Here is a 23313-nt window from a genome sequence, read left to right as displayed (position 1 = left end):
TCGCCGGCACGCCGGGCCGATCGGCCGGCGGCAGCCGCCCCGCGGCGGTGACCAGCTGCCTTGACCAGGCGCCGTTCTCCCCTCGATGTGCCGCATGTGGCCGGCGCCGGGCAGGCGAGTCGTAGCACGGCGATGCCGAATCCGCCGTACGGCGCCCGACGCGGCGAACGTTCGTGAACAGCGCACATGGTGACGCGCCGTCAGGCGTCGCCGGCGTCGCGCCGCTCTAGCAGGCGCGCCCACACCTCTTCGACGCGGGCGTCGAGCTCGTCGAGGCCGTCCTCGTTCGGGATGACGATGTCGGCGATCTTCAGCCGGTCCTCCCGGGCGGCCTGGGCCTTGATGCGGGCGAGGGCGTCCTGCTCGGCCATGCCGCGCGAACCGGTGAGACGGGCGAGGCGGGTCTCGTCGGAGGCGTCCACCACGATGACCACGTCGTACATCGACGCCAGGTTGTTCTCGGCGAGCAGCGGCACGTCGTAGACCAGCACGGCGTCGGCGGGCGTCGCACGCTGCACCTCGGCCACCCGCTCGCCGACCCTCGGATGCACGATCGCGTTCAGGCGCGCGAGCTTGTCGGCGTCGGCGAACACGATGCGCCCGAGCTTCTCGCGGTCGAGCGAGCCGTCCTCGCGCAGCACCCCCGAACCGAAGGCCGCCTCGATGAGCGAGAGCCCGCTGGTGCCCGGCTCAACCACCTCACGCGCGATCTTGTCGGCGTCGATGACCACCGCTCCGCGCTCGGCCAGGCGCCGGGCGACCTCGCTCTTACCCGACCCGATGCCGCCAGTGAGCCCGACTTTCACCATGAACGCAAAGCGTAGCCAACACTAGGAGTGCTTGCGCATGTACACCATGGTCAGGTGCTCGTGGACCCGCTCGCGGCGGGTCTCGCGGTAGCCGAGGCGGCGGTAGAGCCGCAGGTTCCCCTCGGACAGATGCCCGGTGAACAGGTCGAACGCCTTGACCTGCGAGCTCATCTCGTCCTCGATGGCCCGCATCAGCGCGGTGCCGAGCCCCAGGCCCTGCCGGTCGGGGGCCACGACGAGGCGGCCGATGAGACCGGCGCGGTCGCCCAGCCTGCCGCGCACGGCGCCGACGATGCGGCCGCCGTCGACGGCCTTGAGCACGGTCGCCGAGTCGATGGCCGCGCGGACGCCCTCCAGCGACTCCACCAGCGGCGCGATGAACGGGTCCCCGTACAGCTGGGCCTCGACCACGTAGGCCGCCCGCTGAAGGGTGAGGATCTCTCCGGCGTCCTCGGGCCGGGCCCGCTCGATCGGCGTCACCCGCCCACTGTAGGGGGCGTCCCGGCGAGCCGCGCGTCAGTCGCCAGAAGGACGGGAGAGGGCGGAAGGCCCTCTTTGTCCGCCGGCGGCACGCGAGGGCGTCACCCACCCCTACAGGGCCGCGGGGAGCCCCCGCACGGGGGCGGCCGTGGGCATGAGAAAGGGGCCCCACCGGAGTGGGGCCCCTTCTTAACGGTTCTCAGCTCAGAGCGTCAGCTCTGGCCACCCGCCAGCTTCTCGCGAAGGGCGGCCAGGGCCTCGTCGGAGGCCAGGGCGCCCGCGGCCGGAGCCGCGCCACCGGTGGAGGACGAGGGAGGCGTCTCGCCGGAGTAGGACGACGGCCCAGCGGCCTCGGCCTCCTCGGCGCGGGCCTTCTCGACCTGCGACTTGTGGGCCTCGAAGCGAGTCTGGGCCTCGGCGTACTGCCGCTCCCACTCTTCGCGCTGCTTCTCGAAGCCCTCGAGCCACTCGCCCGTCTCGGGGTCGAACCCGTCGGGGTAGATGTAGTTGCCCTGATCGTCGTAGGTCGCCGCCATGCCGTACAGCGTGGGGTCGAACTCGACGTCGGCGCCCATCGCACCCTCGTTCGCCTGCTTGAGCGACAGCGAGATGCGACGGCGGTCGAGGTCGATGTCGATGATCTTCACGAAGATCTCGTCGCCGACCTGGACGACCTGCTCGGGGATCTCGACGTGGCGCTCGGCCAGCTCGGAGATGTGGACCAGGCCCTCGATGCCCTCCTCGACGCGGACGAACGCACCGAACGGCACCAGCTTGGTGACGCGCCCGGGGACGACCTGCCCGATCTGGTGGGTGCGGGCGAACTGCTGCCAGGGGTCTTCCTGCGTCGCCTTGAGCGAGAGGGAGACGCGCTCGCGCTCCATGTCCACGTCGAGGACCTCGACGGTGACCTCCTGGCCGACCTCGACCACCTCGGAGGGGTGGTCGATGTGCTTCCAGGACAGTTCGGAGACGTGCACCAGGCCGTCGACGCCGCCGAGGTCCACGAATGCGCCGAAGTTGACGATCGAGGAGACGACGCCCTTGCGGACCTGACCCTTCTGCAGGGTGTTGAGGAAGGTCTGGCGGACCTCCGACTGGGTCTGCTCGAGCCAGGCGCGGCGGGACAGGACCACGTTGTTGCGGTTCTTGTCCAGCTCTATGATCTTCGCCTCGAGCTCGCGGCCGACGTACGGCTGCAGGTCGCGGACCCGCCGCATCTCCACCAGGGAGGCCGGCAGGAAGCCGCGCAGGCCGATGTCGAGGATCAGACCGCCCTTGACGACCTCGATGACCGTGCCGGTGACGATGCCGTCCTCGTCCTTGATCTTCTCGATCGTGCCCCAGGCGCGCTCGTACTGTGCGCGCTTCTTGGAGAGGATCAGCCGGCCTTCCTTGTCCTCCTTCTGGAGGACCAGGGCTTCGACGTGCTCTCCGACCTCGACGACCTCGGCCGGGTCGACATCGTGCTTGATCGAGAGCTCGCGCGAGGGAATGACACCCTCGGTCTTGTAGCCGATGTCGAGCAAGACCTCGTCTCGATCGACCTTGACGACGGTGCCTTCGACGATGTCGCCGTCGTTGAAGTACTTGATGGTCTCGTCGATCGCGGCGAGGAAGGCCTCCTCGGAACCGATGTCGTTGACCGCTACCTGCGGGGTGCTCGAGGTGGCCTCAGTGCTGCTCGTCATGTGTGGAATTGCTCCGAACGCGGACAGATGTCGATGTGGCGGACGCGCGGCAGGCCCTATTTATCGCTCAAGCCGAGGATGGTCGGTTGACCCTTGGTCGACATGACCGAGCGCGAGCCCGCTCCGTCCGAGGCGCACGCGAGCCCACAGCGCAGCGATCAGCATATGAGAGTACGGGGGCGTGGTCAATCCGGCGCTCACTCGCACCACCCCGCGAGCCCTCAGTAAACGATCTTCATCTTGTCGAACCTTGCCTGGATCTTACCCTCGAGCCGACGCGGCACGGAGACGTGCGTGGGGTCTCCGTCGGAGGTGTATCGCCTATCAGGGTGCTTGTCGAGCCATCCCAGCCAGTACTGGGAGCACCATTTGCGACACTCCCCCTTTTTACCGTTTGACTGGATTCGCGGGATGTCATACCGGTCGTAGGCCTTCGCGTAGGGCGAAATCGCGGGTTCCGCCCCGGCGAGAAAGACGGCCTGGAAGTGGAAGGAGATCCCCTTCCAGGTGCCCGCGCGGGCCGCCGAGCGCTTCTTGGGCCTGCTGCCGTAGGGCAAGGCGAAGGTGGCCGACGCGGGGGCGCCGAGCTCCTTCAGCGACCGCTCTTCGCGGCCGATCGCCTCGGTCACCTTCTTCTTGCTCAGCCGACGCAGGTCAGGGTGGCCGAAGGTGTGGTTGGCCACCTCGAAGCCGCGGTCCACCAGCCAGCGCACGGCCGCCGCCTGACGGTCGCGGCCGGTCAGGCCGAAAGGGTTCTTGTTGACCCAGAAGGTCGCCACCGGCCGGAAGCCGGGGTGCTTCGCGGCCACGTCGTAGATGATGCGGACCACGGTGTCCTTCTTCGGCGTCCCCGCGGAGTCCAGGGCGAAGTGCGAGGGGTGGCCGTCGTCGAAGGTCAGCACGACCGGGTGGGCGCCCGCCGGGATGTCGATGAGGCCAGCCGCGAACTCCGCCGCCGTGATCGGCACGTAGCCCGCCGAGGCCAGCCGCTCGAGTTCGTCGCGCAGCTGCGACGGGGTGCGGTCGATCGAGGCCCGGCGCTTCTTCAGGATCCGGTGGTACATGATCACCGGTATCGCGCCGAGCTCGTTGGCCCGGACCTGCTTGGCGGACTCCGCGGTCGCGGCCGCGGCGGGCGGCGGCGTGGGCCCTGTGGAGGACGCCGCCGGCGACGGGGCGGCGTCGGGCCTGTCGTCCGGCGCGCCGCCGCCCAGCGGCAGGACGAACAGCGCCACGACAGCGACGATCATGACACCGACGTTCACGATGCCGATGACGGTGGTCAGGCCGGGCGTGCTCCGCACAGACGCTCTCCTGGATCGGACGGCTGGTCGGCATTCACCCTAGGACAGACCAATCGACCTCGTGGCGATCCAGCGCGCACGCCAGGCATGTGTTGAAATTTGCTCGTGAACTGGAGTCTGCGCGCCTGCGGCCGCCACGGCCATGTGACCTACGCGCCGGCCGAGGAGGCGCTGCGCGGGCGCCTGCGGGCCGACACGGCCCTCGGGGAGGCGTGGCGCTGCCTGCGGTGCGGCGACTTCACCCTCGGCGCGCCGCACGGCACGGGCCCGGCCGATGAGGCGCCCATCGTGCTGCGCGGCAAGGCCCTGCGCGACGCCACGATCTTGCGCATGCTCGCGGTCCTGCGGTGGGGCAAGGGTCTGCTCGTGCTCGGGGCGGCGTTCGGCATCTGGAGGTTCCGCGCCCACCAGGACGCCATCAGCCTGGCCTTCGACGAGGACCTGCCGCTGCTGCAGCCGCTGGCCGACAAACTCGGCTGGAACCTGGAGGAGTCCGGCGTGGTGCACACGCTGCGCACCGTGCTGAGCGCCGAGACCCGCACCCTGACGTGGGTCATGCTCGGCCTGCTGGTCTTCGGGGCGCTGCTGCTGACCGAGGGCGTCGGCCTGTGGCTGCTCAAGCGCTGGGGCGAGTACTTCGCGGTGGTGGCGACGTCATTGTTCGTCCCGGTCGAGATCTACGAGCTCGTGGAGAAGGTCACCTGGCTCAGGGTCGTCATCCTGCTGATCAACCTGGCGGCCGTGCTGTACATCCTGCTGTCGAAGCGGCTGTTCGGCCTGCGGGGCGGGCGGGCGGCGCACGAGGCCGAGCGGCACGAGACGAGCCTGCTGGAGGTCGAGGCCGCGGCCGTCGAAGAGTCGCTTCCAGGCCACCGCCACCACGCCCACACCACAGCCGACTGACAGAGGACGCCGCCGCCCGGTCGCCGCCGCCCGGCGCGGGACGGGCGGCGGGGGCGTCAGTGGCCGGCGTCCTGCCAGGTGCGGCCGGCGCCGACCGAGACGTCCAGCGGCACGCGCAGGTGGTAGGCGTCGCGCATCTGGCCGACCACCAGCTCGCGCAGCCCTTCCATCTCGCCCGGGGCCACCTCGAAGACGAGCTCGTCGTGGACCTGCAGCAGCATGCGCGAGCGCAGGCCCTGGTCGTGCAGGGCGCGCTGCACATTGAGCATGGCCACCTTGATGATGTCGGCGGCCGACCCCTGGATGGGCGCGTTGAGCGCCATGCGCTCGGCCATCTCGCGGCGCTGCCGGTTGTCGCTGGTCAGGTCGGGCAGGTAGCGGCGGCGGCCGAGGATGGTCTCGGTGTAGCCGTCGTGCCGGGCCTGGGCGACGATCGCCCCGAGGTAGTCGCGGACCCCGCCGAACTCCTCGAAGTACTCTTCCTTCAGCGCGCGGGCCTCGGCGACCGGGATGGTGAGCTGGCCGGCGAGCCCGAAGTCGGACAGGCCGTAGGCCAGGCCGTAGTTCATCGCCTTGATGCGGGCGCGCAGCTCGCCGTCGACCTGCTCCGGCGGGATGCCGAACACCCGGGCGGCGGTCGCCTGGTGGAAGTCATGCCCGGACTCGAAGGCGGCGATGAGCGCCTCGTCCTGCGAGAGGTGGGCCATGATGCGCAGCTCGATCTGGCTGTAGTCGGCCGTCAGCAGGCTCTCGTACCCCTCGCCGACGACGAAGCCCTGTCGGATGCGCCGGCCCTCGGCCGTGCGGATCGGGATGTTCTGCAGGTTGGGCTTCTCGGACGACAGGCGCCCGGTCGCCGCGATGATCTGGTTGTAGTAGGTGTGGATGCGCCCGTCGTCGCCGACCTCCTTGATCAGGCCCTCGACGGTGGTGCGCAGCTTGGCCTGGTCGCGGTGACGCAGCAGGATCGTCGGCAGCTCGTTGTCGGTCTGGGTGGCCAGGGTCGCCAGCGCGTCGGCGTCCGTGGTGTAACCCGTCTTGATCTTCTTGGTCTTGGGCAGCCCGAGCTTGACGAACAGGATCTCCTGGAGCTGCTTGGGCGAGCCCAGGTTGAACTGCTCGCCGACGACGCGGTGGGCCTCTTCGACGGCCTGCTTCACCGCGGCGCCGAACTCGGCCTCCAGCCCGGTGAAGTAGTCGCGGTCGGCGGCGATGCCGGCGCGTTCGAGCTCGGCGAGCACGCGCACCAGCGGCAGCTCGACCTCGCGCATGAGCCGGGTGCCGCCCCGGGGCTCAAGGTGGGCCTCGAGCGCGTCGGCGAGGTCGCGCACGGCCTGCGCCCGGACGGCGAGCTCTTCCCCGGCGTTGTCGGCGGGGTCGTCGAACAGGGCCGCCTGGCCGCCGGTGTCGGCCTCGGCGCGCAGCTCGCGGTGCAGGTAGCGCAGCACGAGATCGTCGAGGGGGAACGAGCGCTGCCCCGGCATCGCCAGATAGGCCGCCAGGGCGGTGTCACAGGTGAGGCCGCGCAGGTCGAGACCGTGCGCCCACAAGGCCAGCAGCGGGCCCTTGGCGTCGTGCAGGGCCTTCGGGCGCGACTCGTCGGCCAGCCATCGGGCGAGCGCCGTCTCGTCGGCCTGGGTGAGCGCGGTCAGGTCGAGATAGGCGGCCCGCTGACGCCCCTGCCCATCGGCGGGGACGGCGATGGCCAGGCCCTCGATGGTGCCGGTGCCGCTGCCGTGAGCGCCCTTGACCGCGAGGCCCGCGCGCCCTTCGGGCATGGCGGCGAGCCACGCCTCGACCTCGTCGGGGCCCGGCGTGGCGACCTCGACCTCGAAGCCGGACTCGGCCTCGGGCTCGGCGGCGCCGATGCTCTGGTAGAGGCGGTCGCGGAGCACGCGGAACTGGAGCGTGTCGAACAGCTTGTGGATCTCGTCACGATCCCACTGGCCCATCTTGAGGTCGGCCACGTCGGCGTCCAGCGGCACGTCGCGGCGCAGCTCGGTGAGCTGGCGGTTGTGGATGACCTGCCCGAGGTGCTCGCGGAGCTTGTCGCCGACCTTGCCCTTGACCTCGTCCACCCGGTCGACCAGGGCGTTCAGCGAGCCGAACTCTTTGACCCACTTGGCGGCGGTCTTCTCGCCCACGCCGGGGATGTTGGGCAGGTTGTCGCTCGGGTCGCCGCGCAGCGCGGCGAAGTCGGGGTATTGCGCGGGGGTCAGCCCGTACTTCTCGACGACGGCGGCGGGGTCGAAGCGCGTCATGTCGCTGATGCCGCGGCGGGTCATGAGCAGCGTGATGCGGTCGTTCACGAGCTGGAGGGCGTCGCGGTCGCCCGTGACGATCAGAACGTCCATGTCGCGCTCGGCGGCCTGGTGGGCGAGCGTCGCGATGAGGTCGTCGGCCTCGTACCCGGCGAGCGAGAGATAGGGCAGGCGCAGCGCGTCGAGCACCTCGAAGATCAGGCTGACCTGGCCGCGGAAGTCTTCGGGGGTCTCTTGCCTGTTGGCCTTGTACTGCTCGTACGCCTCGTGCCGGAAGGTGGGCTCGGACCGGTCGAAGCAGACGACGACGTGGCTCGGCTTCTCATCGCGCAGGACGTTGATCAGCATCGAGGTGAAGCCGTACACCGCCTCGGTGTGCTGGCCCTCGGTCGTCATGAGATTCGCGTCCTTCAGCGCGTAGAACGCGCGGTACGCGAGCGAGTGCCCGTCCAGCAGGAGCAGGCAGGGGCGGGAGGGGGTCGGTTCCTTCTTCGGCACACCCGCAGCCTAGTCTCCATGTACGACAGAACACCCAGGGCTGTGCAAGTGGAGGCCTCCTTTTGACCATGATGAACCCCGACGACCAGGCCCGTCTCGACGCGGTGTACCACGGTGACCACAAGGGCTCTCTGATCACCACGATGGGCATCGAGTTCGTGGAGGTCAGCGCCGAGCGCGTGGTCGCGCGCATGCCGGTCGAGGGCAACACCCAGCCGTACGGCCTGCTCCACGGCGGGGCCTCCTGCGTTCTGGCCGAGACCATCGGCTCCACCGGCGCCGCCGTGCACGCCGGGCCCGGGCGCCAGGCCGTCGGCGTCGAGATCAACGCCACGCACCACCGGGCGGCCACCTCCGGTCACGTCACCGGGGTCGCCACCCGCGTCCACGGCGGGCGCACCGTCGCCACCTACGAGATCGAGATCACCGACGACGAGGGCCGCCGCGTGTGCACCTCGCGGCTCACCTGCATGCTCCGTGACGCCCGGTGATATTCCGGCCGTATCAGAGGGCGATTTGCCACTCTCTTTGCACGAGGGCCTCATAGGTCGCTAGCGTTGTGACGCCAGAGCCCGTGGGTGGTCGAGTAGACAACGTGTGCGGCCGGGGAAGCCCTACATGGCCCCAAAGACCACCCGCGGGCTCCTTGCCGTCCAGGGCCGGCGCCTGCCCGGCCGGGGCCGGGAACACGCCGGCCCCCGCCGGCCTCGGCCGTGCGGGGGCCGAGGTCTCGCGGCACCGCGATCTCGCCCGGCCGGCGCGGTTCCACCCGGCCGGCGCGGTCTCAGCGAGCGGGCTCCGGCGCGTCCTCGGGGCCGGGCGCGTCGTCGCCCGCGTGCGTCGGGTCGAGCACCCGCTTGAGGAACGTGCGCGTGCGCTCGTGCCGCGGCGCGCCGATCACCTGCGCGGGCGGCCCCTCCTCGACGACCACCCCGCCGTCCATGAACACCACGCGGTCGGCGACCTCCCGCGCGAAGCTCATCTCGTGCGTGACCACCAGCATCGTCATGCCGTCGCGCGCGAGCTTGCGCATGACCGACAGCACGTCGCCCACCAGTTCGGGGTCCAGCGCGGAGGTCGGCTCGTCGAACAGCATGAGGTCGGGGTCCATGGCCAGCGCGCGCGCGATCGCCACGCGCTGCTGCTGGCCGCCCGACAGCTGGGGCGGGAAGGCGTCGCACTTGTCGGCGACGCCGACCTTCTCCAGGTTCTCGCGCGCGATGCGCTCGGCGTCGCCCTTGCCGCGCTTGAGCACCCGCCGCTGCGCGATCATGACGTTCTGCAGGACCGTCATGTGGGGGAACAGGTTGAACGACTGGAAGACCATGCCGAGCCTGCGCCGCGCCGCGTCGATGTCCACGTCGGGATCGGTCAGCTCGACGCCGCCGACGCGGACCGTGCCCTTGCTGGGCTGCTCGAGCAGGTTGACGCATCTGAGCAGCGTCGACTTGCCCGACCCTGACGGGCCGATGATGCAGACCACATGACCCTGGTCGACGGTGAAGTCGATGCCCTTGAGCACCTCGAGCTCGCCGAAGGACTTGTGCAGGTCCTTGATCTCGACCACGTGCGCCATCGCCGTCACCGTCCCTTCGCCTGACGCTTCTCAAGGCGTCCCGCCAGATATCCCAGAGGGATGGTGACCAGCAGGTACGTCAGTCCGACCACCATGATGGGCGTGGCGTTGCCCGTCGTCGACGCCAGATCGTTGCCGAACTTGGTCAGCTCGACGTACTGGCCGCTCACTCCGAGGAACAGCACCAGAGAGGAGTCCTTGAGCAGCGACACGAACTGGTTGGTGGTCGGCGGGATGACGATGCGGATCGCCTGCGGGATGACCACCGAGACCATCGCCCTGGTGTGCGACATGCCCAGCGAGCGCGCGGCCTCCGCCTGCCCCTTGGGGACGGCCTGCAGGCCGGCCCTCAGCGTCTCGGCCATGTACGCCGAGCTGACGATCGTCAGGCCGAGGATGCCCTGCCCGTACGTGCCGCCCGGCACCTCGAACCCGGGCAGCGCCAGGGGCAGGAAGAGGATCAGCAGGAAGATCAGCAGCGCCGGCAGGCCGCGGAAGATCTCGATGTAGGTCACGGCGATCCAGCGGTACGGCCGCACCGAGCTCAGCCGCATCAGGGCCAGCAGGAGGCCGCCGAGGGAGCCGAAGACGAAGCCGCCGACCGTGTAGATGATGGTGTTGACGAGCGCGACCGTGAACAGGTCGGGGAACGCCTGCCGCGCCACGTCCATCTTGGCGAAGTTCTCGGCGAGCCCGTTCCAGTTGGTCAGGAACGCGACCGCGACGACCGCGAGGACCAGGACGACGTACTGGACGCCGCGGCTGATCCGCTGCTTCTTCCGGGGGCTGAGCCGGGACCCGCCGGGCGTCTGCCCGGCGGGTCCGGCCGGCTCGGCCGTCATGGACTGGTCGGTCATGGGCTCAGGAGGCTCCGAGCTCGCCAGGCTTCTTGCCGAACCACTTGACGAAGATCTGCTCGTAGGTGCCGTCGGACTTGGCCTTGGCGATCTCCTCGTTGATCACCTTGGCCAGGGCGTCGTTGCCCTTCTTCATGCCGACGCCGTACTGCTCGCCGGTGTCGAGGCTCGCGATCAGCTCGAACTTGTCGGCGATCTCGGGCTTCTTCAGCCAGGTGAGCACGACGGGCAGGTCCTGGACGATCACGTCGGCCTGGCCGGACTGCAGGCCGAGCAGTTCCTTCGGCGAGTCGGCGAACTCGGTGGGGTCGAAGCCCTTGCCCTTGACGTAGTCGAGGCCGGTCGTCGAGGCCTGGGCGCCGAGCTTGAGGCCCTTGGCCTTGACGTCGTCCAGGGACTTGGCGCCGGTGCCCTTCTTGGCCAGCAGGGCCTGCGTGGCGTCGAAGTAGGGGTCGGAGAACAGGATGTTCTTCTTGCGCTCGTCGGTGATCGTCATGCCGGCCGCGGCCACGTCGCACTTGCCGGCGGCCATGGCGGCGCCGCTCTTGATCACCGCGAAGTCGATGTCCACGATGTCCTGCGTCACGCCGAGCTTCTTGGCCGCCAGGTCGACGATGTCGACGTCGAAGCCGACCACCTTGTTGCCCTCTTTGAACTGGAACGGCTCATAGGGCAGGTTGGTGCACGTCGTCAGCTTGCCGGGGTTGATCAGCTTGATCTCCGCGGCCGCCGGGGCGCTGCCGGCGGGCGCGTTGGAGGCGGTGGCACCGGTGTCCGATCCGCCGCCGCAGGCGGAGAGAAGGCACGCGGCGCCCACGGCGAGCGCCCCGATTGATGTCATACGGCGACGCTTGGACCAAAAGACCACAACGTCCTCCTCTTTAGCTGTATGTCGGAGTTAAGTTAAGTTACCGTAACCCTGGCCATGGTCCCGCACCTGGTCACCAGGGGTATTACCGGAAAGAAACGATCGCACAACACATCACCGCGCCTGGCGCTCCGGGATCATCGGAAGGTTAGTGTTCGATCGTGCGGGCGCCTCTCCTCCCGGTGGGCTTCACGCTCATCGCCTCCATGTCCCTGTCCGGCTGCTCCGGCGCTTCCGGCGATCCCGGCAAGCCAACGCCGAAGCCCTCTGCGACGTACGTCATCCCCGCGGAGACCGCGCGGCCGGACGAGACGGTGATCAAGGCCCCCGTCGTGACGGACGGCCTGATGCGCTTCCGCGTCCTGGGGTTCCGCGACGGCATGCCCAGCCTGGTGGGCAGTCACGCCGAGTGGCCCGCCAAGGGACAGTACGTCCGGGTCCGCGTCCTCATCGAGAGCATCGACCGGAGCAACCAGGCGTTCGACGCCCGCCAGCAGCTCGCGATCGCCTCCGACGGGCGGTCGTTCACCATCGACCTCGCCGCCCAGACCACCAAGCGCCAGCCCTTCGAGCTGGCGGTCGGCAGCTTCGTGCGCATGGAGTTCGACCTGTGGTTCGACGTGCCCAAGGACGTGAAGATCACCAAGATGCGGTTCTTCGGCGAGCCGCCGCTCGGCGTCATCGGCAGGTCCAAGGGCGTCGAGGTGACGATTCGCTGAGCCGGGCCGTGCGACGGCCCGGCCGGAGACGTCCGGCCGGGCCGCGCGCGGGACGGCGCGGCGGCTGCTCGCGCAGGGCCCGTCAGTGGGCGCCGAGCTCGCCGCCGAGGTAGGCCTCGCGCACCTGCGGGTCGTCGAGCAGCTCGGACGCGGCGGCCGACTTCACCACCCGCCCGGTCTCGAGGACGTACGCCCGGTGGGCGAGCTGGAGCGCCTGCTGGGCGTTCTGCTCGACCAGCAGCACGGTGGTGCCCCGGTTGTTGATCTCCTTGATGATCGAGAAGATCTGGGCGACCAGCATCGGCGCCAGGCCCATCGACGGCTCGTCGAGCAGCAGCACCTTCGGCTTGCTCATCAGCGCGCGGCCGATGGCGACCATCTGCTGCTCGCCGCCGGACATCGTGCCGCCCGCCTGGTTCTTGCGCTCGGCCAGCCGGGGGAACAGCTCGAAGACCTCGTCCAGGTCCTTGGTCAGGTCACCGCTGCGGGTGTAGGCGCCCATCAGGAGGTTCTCGGTGACCGTCATGCCCGGGAAGACGCCGCGGCCCTCCGGAGACTGCCCGATGCCCGCCAGCACCCGCTTGTGCCCGGGGAGCTTGCTGATGTCCTTGCCGTCGAAGGTCACCGAGCCCGACGACAGGGGCCGCAGGCCCGAGATGGTCTTCAGGGTCGTCGTCTTGCCCGCGCCGTTCGCGCCGATGAGCGTGACGATCTCCCCCTCGGCCACCTCGAGCGAGATGCCCTTGATCGCCTCGATCTTGCCGTAGTGGACGTGCATGTCCTTGACTTCAAGAAGCATCTGCGGGAGCCCCCAAGTACGCCTCGATGACCCGCGGGTCGTTCTGCACCTCGGCGGGGAGACCGTCGGCGATCTTCTGCCCGAAGTCCAGCACCGCGATGCGGTCGCTGATGCCCATGACCAGGGCCATGTCGTGCTCGATCAGCAGCACCGTGCGCCCGGCGTCGCGGATCCGGCGGATCAGGCCCTGCAGGGATTCCTTCTCGGCCGGGTTCATGCCCGCCGCGGGCTCGTCCAGGAGCAGGAGCTTGGGCTTGGTGGCGAGCGCCCGCGCGATCTCCAGCCGCCGCTGGTCGCCGTAGGGGAGGTTCTTGGCCGTCTCCTCGGCGCGGTTGCCGATGCCCACGAACTCCAGCAGCTCGAGGGCCAGGGCCTTGCCGTCACGCTCCTCATGGCGGTGCCACGGCAGGCCGAGGGCCGCGCTGAACATGCCGGCGCGGTGGTGGGCGTCGGCGCCCACCATGACGTTCTCCAGCGCGGACATGTTGTGGAACAGCCGGATGTTCTGGAACGTGCGGGCGACGCCGCGCTTGGTGACCTTGAACCGCTTCATGCCGTCGATGCGGTCGCCGTCGAACACCACCTGGCCGGACGTCGGGCGGTAGACGCCGGTGACGACGTTGAACACCGTCGTCTTGCCGGCGCCGTTCGGCCCGATGAGGGCGAAGATCTCGCCCTCGTTGATCGTCAGCTCGACCTCGCGCAGCGCGGTGACGCCGCCGAACTGCATCTTGACCTTCTGCAGCTGCAGAAGCGGACGCGGATCGCTCATTTCGCTGCCCCTTCGGCTGCTGCGGTGTGGGCATCCGGCGCGGGGACCTCCGCGCCCATGGCGCCCATGCCGCCCGTTCCCTCGGCCAGCTCCGCTCTGCGGCGCCGTGAGGGCAGCAGGCCCTCGGGACGGAAGATCATCAACGCGACCAGCACGGCGCCGAACACCATGATGCGGTATTCGGACAGCCCGCGGAACCGCTCGGGCAGCCAGGCGACGAGGAACGCGCCCAGGATGACTCCAGGGATGTTGCCGGAGCCGCCCATCACGACCGCCGCGAGGATGGTCGCGGACAACATGAACAGGAAGTCGTTCGGGTTGATCGAGATCGTCTTGGACGCCCAGACGACGCCCATGGCGCCGCCGATCGACGCGCCGATCGCGAACGCCAGCAGCTTGAACTTGAAGGTCGGCACGCCCATGACCTCGGCGGCGTCCTCGTCCTCGCGGATGGCGGCCCAGGCGCGGCCCACCCGGCTCTTCTCCCACCGCTTCACGAAGATGATGATCGCGGTGGCCACCACCACCAGCAGGTAGTAGTACGGCCGCGGGTCGAGCAGGCCGTAGTGCAAGATGTCCACCCCGAAGATCGAGACGCCGTCGATGCTCGGCGGGTGCGGGATGCCGGCGATGCCGCGCGGGCCGCCGATGGCGTCGGTGTTCTCGGCCGTCTGGCGGACGATCTCTCCGAAGCCGAGGGTGACGATGGCCAGGTAGTCACCGCGCAGGCGCAGCGTCGGGCCGCCGAGGACCACCCCCGAGACCGCCGACAGGATCACGCCGACGACGAGGATCTCCCAGAAGTTCAGCCCCATGCGGGTGCCGAGCAGGGCCATCGAGTAGCCGCCGATGGCGAAGAACGCGACGTACCCGAGGTCGAGCAGGCCGGCCTGCCCGACGACCACGTTGAGGCCGATCGCGAGGACCACGTACGTGCCGATGGGGAAGAACAGGACGCTGGCCCAGTCGCTGTACGGCGACATGATCGGGCCGAGGGACTCGGAGGGCAGCAGCAGCGCCGCGATGAACAGCAGGACGTAGAGCGTCCAGCGCTGCCAGCTCGGGGCGCTCGCCCACCGGTCGCGGACGCCGTCGATGAACGACGAGAAGGCGTTCCTGCCGTTGCTGATCGTCGTGTTCGTGCTCATGCGCGCGCCTGCTGGAGTGATTCACCGAGGATGCCGGTGGGCCGGAACATCAGGACCAGGACGAGAACCGTGAACGCGATGACATCCTTCCATCCCGAGCCGAAGACGGCGGCGCCGTAGTTCTCGATCAGACCGAGGAACAGGCCGCCGACCAACGCTCCACGTAGGTTGCCGATGCCCCCGAGCACCGCGGCCGTGAAGGCCTTGATGCCGAGGAGGAAGCCGATGGAGAACTTGGTGACCTCGAACTGCAGGATGAACAGGGCGCCGGCGACGCCGGCCATCAGGCCACCGATCAGGAACGTCATCCGCACGATCTTGTCGATGTCCACGCCCATCAGCACCGCGGTCTCGGGGTCCTGGGAGGTGGCGCGGATGCCGCGGCCGATCTTGGTGCGGTTCACCAGCAGGTCCAGCAGGACCATCATGCCGATCGCCGCAACGAAGATCAGGACCTGGTCGGCCCGGATCTGCGCGCCGCCGATCGTGAAGAGGGTGTCCTTCTCCATGATGCGGGCCACACCCATCTGGTTGCGGCCCTGCTGCGGACGGTTGAACACGTGCGGGATGAGCACCAGGGCGAACAGCTCCTGGAGGAAGAGCGAGGCGCCGATGGCCGAGATGAGCGCGGCCAGGCGCGAGGCGCCGCGTTTGCGCAGCGGGCGGTAGGCGATGCGTTCGAGCAGCATGGCCGAGCCCGCGGAGGCGAAGCCTCCCACGAGCACCATCAGTAGCAGGCCGCCGACCAGGGCGAACCCGGTGAGAGGCGTGGTGATGCCGAGCGCCATCACCACGAACGCCGACGCCATGGTGCCGATCATGAAGATCTCGGAGTGCGCGAAGTTGATGAGGCGCAGCACGCCGTACACCATCGTGTAGCCGAGGGCGACGAGGCCGTAGATCGCGCCCAGGATGAGGCCGTCGATCGTGTACGGCCAGAAGGAGCCGAGGAGGTTATCGAACACGGGGTATCGCTTTCAAGGAAGCCTTCACGCGAGGTCGGACACGGACAGGGGCGGGAGCGCCGTTGCGTTTCCCGCCCCTCACTGACTTGCCGTTGACGTGACGTCCGTCAGCCGAGCTTGGCCGTCGTCGTGTCGCCGAGCAGGCCGATCTGGCCTTCCTTGACCTGGTACATATAGATCGACTTCGCGGAGGGCTCACCGGTGGGGTCGAACGAGATGTGCTTGGAGATCCCGTCGAAGTCGGACTTGCCGATCGCCTCGTTGATCGCGTCGGGGGTGGTGGCACCGCCGGCGAGGGCCTTGGTGAACGCCGTCATGGCGTCGTAGCCCTCGGTCGCGTAGATCAGCGGGTCGGCGCCGAACTTCGCCTTGTAGTCCGTGGCGAACTTCTTGACCTTCTCGTCGGTCTCGGCCGCGGTCGGGATGCGGCAGGGGCAGCCGATGAGCGCGCCCTCGGCCTGCTTGGCGCCGGCGCTCTCGATGATGCCCTTGTCCAGCGAGCCGTCACCGGAGAAGAACTTCGCGTCCACGCCCTTGTCCCGGAGCTGCTTGAGCAGCTTGCCGGCCCCGGCGTAGTAGCCGCCGAAGAAGATGGCGTCCGGCTTGGCGCTCGCGGCCTTGTTCACCGTCGAGGAGTAGTCGGTGGCGGCCGGGTCGAGCGCGTCGTCGGTGACCGTGGCGCCCTTGGTCTTCAGCTGCGCCCGGACGGCGTCGCCGATGCCCTTGCCGTACTCGGACTTGTCGTCGACCACGAAGACATTCTTGGCCGCGGCGGCCCCGACGATGAAGTCGGCGATGGCCGGGCCCTGCACGCCGTCGTTCGGGACGACGCGGTGCCAGTACTTCCAGCCGTTCTTGGCGAGGTCGACGTTGGTGGCCGAGGCGGAGACGTTCGGGATCTTCGCCTCCTCCAGCAGCGGCACGGCCTGCTTGGACTCGCCGGAGAAAGCCGGCCCGACCAATCCGACGATCTTGTCGTCCTTGATCGCCTTCTGAGCCAAGGAGACGGCCGTCGTCGCGTCGGCGCGGCTGTCGTACTTGATCATCTCAAGCTTGACCTTGGGGTTGGTCGCGTTGTACTCGTCCACGGCCAGCTGGGCGCCGTTGCTCGGCGGGATGACGATGCCGGAGTTCTCACCCGACAGGTCACCCATGAAGCCGATCTTCAGCGTGGTGGCTGCGGCGGATTCGCCGCCACCGGTAGTCGAGCCCGTGTCACCGCCGCCACAAGCGGCGAGACCAACGGTAAGTGCCACACCGACGGCGAGCACGCCCCCGAGGCGAGCAATCTTGGGCCGCAAGGTTGCCTTCCTTTCGCCTGACCCCGCGCGCGGGATCGGGTCCACAGAACCACCCTGGCAGACTGGCCAGGGGTCGTTGACGGAATTACACCCAGCTCAAGTCACAGGTCGATACAGAGACCCATCACGTTACCGCTTCGTTATCACACCGGTCCTCTTCGGCGATCCGCACGAAAAGTAAAGGTCACATCGTGGGTGGCGGAGTCACCGAAGATCAACTAGGTGTGTCCACGGGCGGCGGATCGCCGACAGGGCGGCCCGATCTGACAGACCGGGCGGGCGCCGCGTCAAGCGAGCCGTCATGTTCAGGACTCTTCTGGAGGCTTGGCCTCGCTCACGACCGCCTGGGCGACCTGGCGCATGCTCAGCCGCCGGTCCATCGACGCCTTCTGGATCCATCGGAAGGCCTGCGGCTCGGTCCAGCCGTGCTCGGCCATCAGCAGGCCCTTGGCCCGCTCGACGAGCTTGCGCGTCTCAAGGCGCTCACCGAGGGTCGTCACCTCTCGCTCGAGCGCCGCGATCTCTTCGTGCCTGCTCACGGCCATCTCGATCGCCGGCACCAGGTCGGACTTGGTGAACGGCTTGACCAGATAGGCCATCGCCCCGGCGTCCCGCGCCCGCTCGACCAGGTCGCGCTGGGAGAACGCCGTCAGGATCAGGCACGGCGCCACCCGTTCGGACACGATGCGCTCGGCGGCCGAGATGCCGTCGAGAATCGGCATCTTGACGTCCAGGATCACCAGATCGGGGCGCTGCTCCAAGGCCAGCTTGATCGCCGTCTCGCCGTCCCCGGCCTCACCGACGACCGCATAGCCCTCTTCCTCCAGCATCTCCTTCAAATCGAGGCGGATCAGCGCCTCGTCTTCCGCGATCACCACTCGCCGCTGCGTACTCACGACCAAGAGAGTACCGACGTCCGCTAGATTAGGGGCACGAGCACCACGGCGCCCCGATAGACCAACGGCAGAGTCGATGGCCTCAAAATCCATACAGTGTGGGTTCGAATCCCACTCGGGGCACTCACATGCGAAAACCGCGCGGCCGATGGCCGCGCGGTTTTCCTATGCGCCGTCTCACCGCGCCGTCTCGCGGCGCCGGCGTACCGCCGGCAGGCGCGAAGGCGCCCGCCGGCCATCTGCGGCCGAAGGTCAGCTCGAGCTGGAGACCGCCGACCCGATCGTGTGGACGCGCAGAGCGTTGGTCGAGCCGTGGTTGCCGGGAGGCGAGCCGGCGACGATGACGACCTTGTCGCCCTTCTCGTAGCGGCCCAGGGACAGCAGGGCCGACTCGACCTGGCGCACCATGTCGTCGGTGTGGTGCACGAACGGCACCTCGAAGGTCTCGACGCCCCAGGTGAGGGCCAGCTGCCCGCGCACCTCCGGCGCCGAGGTGAACGCCAGCAGCGGGATCGGGGAGCGATAGCGGGCCAGCCGCCGCGCGGTCTCCCCCGACATGGTGAAGGCGCACAGGGCCTTGGCGCCGACGATGGCCCCGACCTCGGCCGCCGCGCGGGCGATGGCGCCGCCGGTGGTCTCGGGAAGCCGGTCGAAGGTGTGGGTGGCCTCCAGCGACTCGGCCTCGGCGGCCGAGGCGATGCGGGCCATGGTGGCGACCGACTCGATGGGATAGCTGCCGACCGAGGTCTCGCCCGACAGCATGACGGCGTCGGCTCCGTCCATGACGGCGTAGGCGACGTCGGAGGCCTCGGCTCGGGTGGGCCGGGGGGCGCTCATCATGGAGTCGAGCATCTGGGTGGCCACGATGACCGGGTGGGCCTTCTCGCGGGCCAGGGCGATGGCGCGGCGCTGCACGATCGGCACCTGCTCGAGCGGAAGCTCGACGCCGAGGTCGCCGCGGGCGACCATGATGCCGTCGAAGGCGTCGACGATCTCTTCGAGGCAGTCGACCGCCTGAGGCTTCTCGATCTTGGCGAGGAGCGGCAGGTGGACGCCCTCCTCGTCCATGATCGTGCGGACGATCTGCGCGTCGTCCGGGCTGCGCACGAACGACAGCGCGATCATGTCGAAGCCGGTGCGCAGCGCCCAGCGCAGGTCTTCCTCGTCCTTGTCGGTGAGGGCGGGGGCGGACACGGCGACGCCGGGCAGGTTGAGGCCCTTGTTGTCGGAGATCATGCCGCCGACGAGCACCTTGGTCACCACGCGGGGGCCGTCGACCTCCGTGGCCTCCAGGACCAGGCGGCCGTCGTCGACGAGGATCTTGTCGCCCGGCTGGACGTCGCCCGGCAGGCCCTCGTAGGTGGTGGAGACGATGGCGCGGTCGCCGGGGACGTCCTCGGTGGTGATCGTGAAGACGTCGCCGAAGCCGAGCCGCACGGGGCCCTCGGCGAAACGGCCTACACGGATCTTCGGCCCCTGCAGGTCGGCGAGGACGCCGACGGCCTTGCCAAGCTCGGCGGCCGCCTCTCTCACCCGGCCGTGGATCTCCTTGTGGAGCTCGTGGCTCCCGTGGCTGAGGTTGAACCGCGCGACGTTCATCCCGGCGGCGATCAGCTCGCGCAGCCGCTCAGGAGAGGATGTGGCGGGCCCCAGTGTGCAGACAATCTTCGCTCGACGACTCACAAGTCCTACCCTAATTGGTACAGACCACTTGATGATGACGAAGCTCTCAGCGCCCGGAGAAATCCAGGTGACAAGGGCCTTTCCATCGGGTGCGCATCGCAGGTGGCCGCAGGTGGGCCCGGTTCTCCGGGCGAGGGCCGCGACCGGCGCGAAAGCGCGCGCGAGGCCTGTGTTCGTGTTCCCGTGCCTTGGCAAGGATAGTTGCCGTACGGCGTGCGCGGGAGCGGTATGCGCACGGACGGCCCCGCGGACGGTTCGTCCCCCGCCTCACGGGGGCGCCCCGCGGGGCCGTGAGAGACGCGCTCAGCCCTTCGTGGTGGCCGCGCGGTAGGCGCTGACCAGGCCGTGCCCGTAGAAGCCGTTCATCGCGGCCGAGCCCGAGCAGGTGTGGGTCTCCTCGCTCACCGAATAGGTGGTCGAGCCGGACGCCGGGCAGCTCACCGGGATCGCCGTGGCGTACAGGAGCCGCTCGACCCTGGACGGGGCCAGGGTCAGGCCGCCCTTGCCCGGCTTGCCGAAGCGGCTGACGAGGATCGCCGCGACGCCGGCGGCGTGCGGTGAGGCCATGGAGGTGCCGGAGAGGTACTGGTAGTACGAGCAGCTGCCGTGGTGGCATTCGCGCACCACCGAGGAGGAGGTGGGCTTGCCGGCGGCGTCGATCAGCTTCTGCTTGCGCAGCACGCGCGTCGGGGCGGCGGCGAGGATCTCCCTGGCGGTGCCCTTGAGCGAGCTGCCGGTGTCGGAGGGGTCGCCGCCGGGGGCCGACAGGTCGGTCTGCTCGGTGCCGTAGTCGGAGTACCAGGCCTTGCGCTTGCTGGGCCCGACGGCGGAGACGGAGATGACCCCGCGCGACTCGGCGGGGACGTTCAGGCAGGAGTTGTCGATCGTGCGCTGGCGCTGCTTGCCGAGCGGGTAGCCGGGGCTCTCTTTGTCGACGGTGGGGTCGCCGAGGTCGGTGGAGCCGTTGCCGAGGGCGCTGATGAGCGTGACGCCGCGGGCGCGGGCGTAGTCGAGCGCGCGCTGCACGCCGGTGATGATGCCGGCCTGCTGGAGCTGGTCGGCCCTGGAGTCGGCCGGGTTCCTCGCGCAGTTGAACGTCCAGGGGTCGACGAAGAAGCTCATGTTGACCACGTCGACGCCCGCGTCGCCGGCGTAGGTGAGCGCGTCGAGCACCGGCTTGAGGAAGAAGAACCCGGCGTCCGTGCCGGCGCGGATGTTGACCAGCGACACGCCGGGCGCGACGCCCGCGATGCCGATGCCGTTGATCGGCGAGCCGATGGTGCTGGCGACGTGGGTGCCGTGCCCGTCGTCGTCGACGTCGACGGGGTCCTTGCAGCGCTTGTACTCGCACGGCCCGTCGAGGGATCTGCCGTTCGGGTCCTTGGGGTGGTCGGTCACGAAGTTGCGGCTGAGCGACCGGTTGAAGTTCGCGGCGATGTCGGGGTGCCTGCCGTCCACGCCGGTGTCGATGATGCCGACCAGGACCCTCTTGCTGCCGCGGCTCTTGGCGTAGGAGCCGCTGGGCGTGGCGCCGATCATCCTCATGTCCCACTGGCGGCCGGAAAGCGGCTCGCCGCGCCGGGCGGCGGAGCCCCTGGACGGGACGCGTCGGACGGACGCGGCCTCGGAGGCGGCGCCCGCGTCCTGACGGGAGGCTGCCTCGTCCTGGCGGGAGGCTGCCGCGTCCTGCGAGGAGGACACCGGGAGCGACACCGGCTCCGTCGCCGGGCCCGCGCCGGCGGCCAGGGCGGTGGCCGCGCCGATGCGGCGGTTGCCGGTCACGCCGACGACGGCCGGGCTCGCGCCGAGCGCCTCGGCGAACGCCGTGCCCGGGCCCTCGGCGACGATGTAGCCGAGTTTCGCGTCGACCGCGGCGGCGGCGCCGCCGCCCGCGCTGATCGCGCGCAGCGCCTCGGCCTGCCCGCCCGCGCCGTAGAAGACGAGGTACTCGCCTTTGCCCGCGGCCGGGGACTCGGCGCCCACGGGGCCCGCGCCCGTCACGAGCGAAGCCGCGGCGAGCGTGCCCGCCACCGCGAGCGAGACGGCGGCGCCTGCCAGGCGTTTGTACCCCCGCACCATTGACCTTCCCCTCATGCCTGTTGCCTGTCGTGCAACGAGGCAGCATCCTTCAGGGGATCGAGCACCAAAGCAAGTTGCGAACTTATACTCCGACATTCGACCCGTTACATACATATATAGCTATAAATCTCATATGGGATAACCCGATCGACACAAAAAGGACGGCGCCCCACGAGGGAGACGCCGTCCTTCCAGGCCGTCCTTCAGGCCGTCACACCAGCGGCCGTGCCGTCGGCGGGATCGCGACGGGCAGTGCCGTCTGGCCGGTCAGGTGGCGGTCGGCCGCGGCGGCCGCCGAGCGGCCCTCCGCGATCGCCCACACGATGAGCGACTGCCCCCGGCCCATGTCGCCGGCGACGAAGACGCCCTCCACACCCGACATGTACGACTTGTCGCGTGCGACGTTGCCCCGGGCGTCGAAGAACGAGTCCGGGTCGGCGGACAAGGCGGCCAGGTCGGTGAGCAGGGCGCCCTTCTCAGGGCCGACGAAACCCATCGCCAGCGTGACCAGTTCGGCCGGGATCTCCCGCTCGGTGCCGGGGATGGGCTTGAACCCGCCCGCCGGGCCCTCCACGTCCACCAGCCGCAGGGCCTTCACCCGGCCCTGCTCGTCCGCGACGAACTCGGTGGTCGAGACGGCGTACACCCGCGCGCCGTCCCCGGCCTCCAGCTCCTCGTGGGCGCTCTCCATCTTGAACAGCATCGGGTACGTCGGCCACGGCTGGGAGTCGGGCCGGGCCGCCGACGGCCTCGGCATGATCTCCAGCTGGGTGACCGACAGCGCGCCCTGGCGCACGGCCGTGCCGATGCAGTCGGCGCCGGTGTCGCCGCCGCCGATCACCACGACGTGCTTGCCCTCGGCCGACACCGGAGAGGCCGGGAAGTCGCCCTCCTGCACCTTGTTGGACAGCGGCAGGTACTCCATGGCCTGGTAGATGCCCGCGTGCTCGCGGCCGGCCACCGGCAGGTCGCGCCAGGCGGTGGCGCCGCCGGCCAGCACGACGGCGTCGTACTCCTCACGCAGCCGCTCGACCGTGATGTCCACGCCGACGTTGACGCCGGCGCGGAACTCGGTGCCCTCGGCGCGCATCTGCGCCAGGCGGCGGTCGATGTGCCGCTTCTCCATCTTGAACTCGGGGATGCCGTACCGCAGCAGGCCGCCGACGCGGTCGGCGCGTTCGAAGACCACCACGTCGTGACCGGCGCGGGTGAGCTGCTGGGCGGCGGCGAGCCCGGCGGGGCCCGACCCGACGACCGCGACCCGCTTGCCGGTCTTGGCCGCCGGGGGCTGCGCGGTCACCCAGCCCTCGTCGAAGGCCCGGTCGACGATCTCGACCTCGACCCGCTTGATCGCCACGGGATCGGCGTTGATGCCGAGGACGCAGGCCGACTCGCACGGAGCCGGGCAGAGGCGGCCGGTGAACTCGGGGAAGTTGTTGGTCGCGTGCAGCCGCTCGATCGCCTCGCGCCAGTCGTCGCGGTAGACCAGGTCGTTCCACTCGGGGATGAGGTTGCCGAGCGGGCAGCCGTTGTGGCAGAACGGGATGCCGCAGTCCATGCAGCGGGCGGCCTGCCTGGTGAGCGCGGGCTTGGGGAAGTCCTCGTAGACCTCGCGCCAGTCGCGGATGCGAACGTCGACCGGGCGGCGCGCCGGCAGCTCACGTGCGTGCGTCAGAAACCCCTTGGGGTCGGCCATCGGTGAAA

General features: G+C 69.5%; 20 protein-coding genes and 1 tRNA gene. 4 read left to right on the top strand and 17 right to left on the bottom strand.

All coding sequences use genetic code 11. The features are described from left to right. Positions 1–200: 200 nt before the first annotated feature. The 4 genes from coaE to ACFO60_RS19210 all read right to left on the bottom strand — a co-directional run bounded on the left by coaE (position 201) and on the right by ACFO60_RS19210 (position 4284). Entirely contained in the window at positions 201–809 is a 609-nt protein-coding gene (gene coaE, locus ACFO60_RS19225; RefSeq protein ID WP_380841847.1) for a dephospho-CoA kinase, read from the bottom strand. Between the two features lie 21 nt (positions 810–830). After that, on the bottom strand, positions 831–1289 hold the full coding sequence (locus tag ACFO60_RS19220; protein ID WP_380841845.1) for a GNAT family N-acetyltransferase: 459 nt from the start codon (positions 1287–1289) through the stop codon (positions 831–833). Positions 1290–1501: 212 nt separating this feature from the next. Continuing rightward, positions 1502–2980, bottom strand: a complete 1479-nt coding sequence (rpsA, locus tag ACFO60_RS19215; protein ID WP_380841843.1) for a 30S ribosomal protein S1 — start codon at positions 2978–2980, stop codon at positions 1502–1504. Positions 2981–3201: 221 nt separating this feature from the next. Then, positions 3202–4284 (bottom strand): polysaccharide deacetylase family protein, encoded by a 1083-nt coding sequence (locus ACFO60_RS19210; RefSeq protein ID WP_380841841.1) that lies wholly within the window; start codon positions 4282–4284, stop codon positions 3202–3204. Between the two features lie 105 nt (positions 4285–4389). Between ACFO60_RS19210 and ACFO60_RS19205 the strand changes: the two genes are divergently transcribed. After that, complete coding sequence (locus tag ACFO60_RS19205; RefSeq protein WP_380841839.1) at positions 4390–5187, top strand: DUF2127 domain-containing protein; 798 nt, start codon at positions 4390–4392, stop codon at positions 5185–5187. Positions 5188–5243: 56 nt separating this feature from the next. Here ACFO60_RS19205 and polA read toward each other — a convergent pair whose 3' ends face one another. After that, positions 5244–7946, bottom strand: coding sequence for a DNA polymerase I (gene polA, locus ACFO60_RS19200; protein ID WP_380841838.1), 2703 nt, complete (start codon positions 7944–7946; stop codon positions 5244–5246). A 71-nt stretch (positions 7947–8017) separates the two neighbouring features. Between polA and ACFO60_RS19195 the strand changes: the two genes are divergently transcribed. Next, positions 8018–8437, top strand: a complete 420-nt coding sequence (locus ACFO60_RS19195; RefSeq protein WP_380841994.1) for a PaaI family thioesterase — start codon at positions 8018–8020, stop codon at positions 8435–8437. Positions 8438–8730: 293 nt separating this feature from the next. Here the strand turns inward: ACFO60_RS19195 and ACFO60_RS19190 are convergent, their stop codons facing one another. The 3 genes from ACFO60_RS19190 to ACFO60_RS19180 are packed head-to-tail and all read right to left on the bottom strand — an operon-like array spanning position 8731 to position 11220. Continuing rightward, the gene (locus tag ACFO60_RS19190; RefSeq protein WP_380841836.1) at positions 8731–9522 is read right to left on the bottom strand and encodes an amino acid ABC transporter ATP-binding protein; all 792 of its coding nucleotides are present in this window, start codon (positions 9520–9522) and stop codon (positions 8731–8733) included. A gap of 5 nt (positions 9523–9527) precedes the next feature. Then, positions 9528–10379, bottom strand: coding sequence for an amino acid ABC transporter permease (locus ACFO60_RS19185; RefSeq protein ID WP_380841834.1), 852 nt, complete (start codon positions 10377–10379; stop codon positions 9528–9530). 4 nt (positions 10380–10383) lie between these two features. Continuing rightward, complete coding sequence (locus ACFO60_RS19180) at positions 10384–11220, bottom strand: ABC transporter substrate-binding protein (RefSeq protein ID WP_380841832.1); 837 nt, start codon at positions 11218–11220, stop codon at positions 10384–10386. A 188-nt stretch (positions 11221–11408) separates the two neighbouring features. Between ACFO60_RS19180 and ACFO60_RS19175 the strand changes: the two genes are divergently transcribed. Next, positions 11409–11966, top strand: coding sequence for a DUF4352 domain-containing protein (locus tag ACFO60_RS19175; protein ID WP_380841830.1), 558 nt, complete (start codon positions 11409–11411; stop codon positions 11964–11966). Between the two features lie 82 nt (positions 11967–12048). Here the strand turns inward: ACFO60_RS19175 and ACFO60_RS19170 are convergent, their stop codons facing one another. From ACFO60_RS19170 to ACFO60_RS19145, 6 genes are all read right to left on the bottom strand, one after another. Then, on the bottom strand, positions 12049–12765 hold the full coding sequence (locus ACFO60_RS19170) for an ABC transporter ATP-binding protein (protein WP_380841829.1): 717 nt from the start codon (positions 12763–12765) through the stop codon (positions 12049–12051). Continuing rightward, positions 12755–13537 (bottom strand): ABC transporter ATP-binding protein, encoded by a 783-nt coding sequence (locus tag ACFO60_RS19165; RefSeq protein ID WP_380841827.1) that lies wholly within the window; start codon positions 13535–13537, stop codon positions 12755–12757. Before ACFO60_RS19165 ends, ACFO60_RS19170 begins: the two co-directional genes overlap by 11 nt. After that, positions 13534–14685 carry a branched-chain amino acid ABC transporter permease gene (locus ACFO60_RS19160; RefSeq protein ID WP_380841826.1) on the bottom strand — a complete coding sequence of 384 codons (1152 nt, stop codon included), beginning with the start codon at positions 14683–14685 and terminating at the stop codon, positions 13534–13536. Before ACFO60_RS19160 ends, ACFO60_RS19165 begins: the two co-directional genes overlap by 4 nt. After that, entirely contained in the window at positions 14682–15650 is a 969-nt protein-coding gene (locus tag ACFO60_RS19155; protein WP_380841825.1) for a branched-chain amino acid ABC transporter permease, read from the bottom strand. The genes ACFO60_RS19160 and ACFO60_RS19155 overlap by 4 nt, the downstream gene beginning before the upstream one ends. Before the next feature lie 107 nt (positions 15651–15757). Next, on the bottom strand, positions 15758–16906 hold the full coding sequence (locus ACFO60_RS19150; RefSeq protein ID WP_380841992.1) for a branched-chain amino acid ABC transporter substrate-binding protein: 1149 nt from the start codon (positions 16904–16906) through the stop codon (positions 15758–15760). A gap of 350 nt (positions 16907–17256) precedes the next feature. Further along, a complete protein-coding gene (locus ACFO60_RS19145) occupies positions 17257–17847 on the bottom strand; it encodes an ANTAR domain-containing response regulator (RefSeq protein ID WP_354846057.1) in 591 nt (196 codons plus the stop codon). A gap of 50 nt (positions 17848–17897) precedes the next feature. On the opposite strand from ACFO60_RS19145, the gene ACFO60_RS19140 reads away from it, so the two are divergent. Beyond that, positions 17898–17970 (top strand) — tRNA-Leu (locus ACFO60_RS19140). Positions 17971–18099: 129 nt separating this feature from the next. Here the strand turns inward: ACFO60_RS19140 and pyk are convergent. From pyk to ACFO60_RS19125, 3 genes are all read right to left on the bottom strand, one after another. Further along, complete coding sequence (gene pyk, locus ACFO60_RS19135; protein ID WP_380841824.1) at positions 18100–19530, bottom strand: pyruvate kinase; 1431 nt, start codon at positions 19528–19530, stop codon at positions 18100–18102. A 303-nt stretch (positions 19531–19833) separates the two neighbouring features. Beyond that, complete coding sequence (locus tag ACFO60_RS19130) at positions 19834–21609, bottom strand: S8 family peptidase (RefSeq protein WP_380841823.1); 1776 nt, start codon at positions 21607–21609, stop codon at positions 19834–19836. Between the two features lie 211 nt (positions 21610–21820). After that, the gene (locus tag ACFO60_RS19125; RefSeq protein WP_380841822.1) at positions 21821–23305 is read right to left on the bottom strand and encodes a glutamate synthase subunit beta; all 1485 of its coding nucleotides are present in this window, start codon (positions 23303–23305) and stop codon (positions 21821–21823) included. Between the last annotated feature and the right edge of the window lie 8 nt (positions 23306–23313).

This window comes from Sphaerisporangium dianthi, from assembly GCF_042654065.1.
GTDB classification, from domain to species: domain Bacteria; phylum Actinomycetota; class Actinomycetes; order Streptosporangiales; family Streptosporangiaceae; genus Sphaerisporangium; species Sphaerisporangium dianthi.
This window is presented reverse-complemented; position numbering and strand designations above follow the sequence as displayed.

Bases quoted from the DNA above. Each gene is read 5' to 3' on its own strand.
- coaE (WP_380841847.1), bottom strand. From the start codon at position 809: ATGGTGAAAGTCGGGCTCACTGGCGGCATCGGGTCGGGTAAGAGCGAG.
- rpsA (WP_380841843.1), bottom strand. From the start codon at position 2,980: ATGACGAGCAGCACTGAGGCCACCTCGAGCACCCCGCAGGTAGCGGTC.
- ACFO60_RS19195 (WP_380841994.1), top strand. From the start codon at position 8,018: ATGAACCCCGACGACCAGGCCCGTCTCGACGCGGTGTACCACGGTGAC.
- ACFO60_RS19190 (WP_380841836.1), bottom strand. From the start codon at position 9,522: ATGGCGCACGTGGTCGAGATCAAGGACCTGCACAAGTCCTTCGGCGAG.
- ACFO60_RS19185 (WP_380841834.1), bottom strand. From the start codon at position 10,379: ATGACCGACCAGTCCATGACGGCCGAGCCGGCCGGACCCGCCGGGCAG.
- ACFO60_RS19180 (WP_380841832.1), bottom strand. From the start codon at position 11,220: ATGACATCAATCGGGGCGCTCGCCGTGGGCGCCGCGTGCCTTCTCTCC.
- ACFO60_RS19170 (WP_380841829.1), bottom strand. From the start codon at position 12,765: ATGCTTCTTGAAGTCAAGGACATGCACGTCCACTACGGCAAGATCGAG.
- ACFO60_RS19165 (WP_380841827.1), bottom strand. From the start codon at position 13,537: ATGAGCGATCCGCGTCCGCTTCTGCAGCTGCAGAAGGTCAAGATGCAG.
- ACFO60_RS19160 (WP_380841826.1), bottom strand. From the start codon at position 14,685: ATGAGCACGAACACGACGATCAGCAACGGCAGGAACGCCTTCTCGTCG.
- ACFO60_RS19130 (WP_380841823.1), bottom strand. From the start codon at position 21,609: ATGGTGCGGGGGTACAAACGCCTGGCAGGCGCCGCCGTCTCGCTCGCG.
- ACFO60_RS19125 (WP_380841822.1), bottom strand. From the start codon at position 23,305: ATGGCCGACCCCAAGGGGTTTCTGACGCACGCACGTGAGCTGCCGGCG.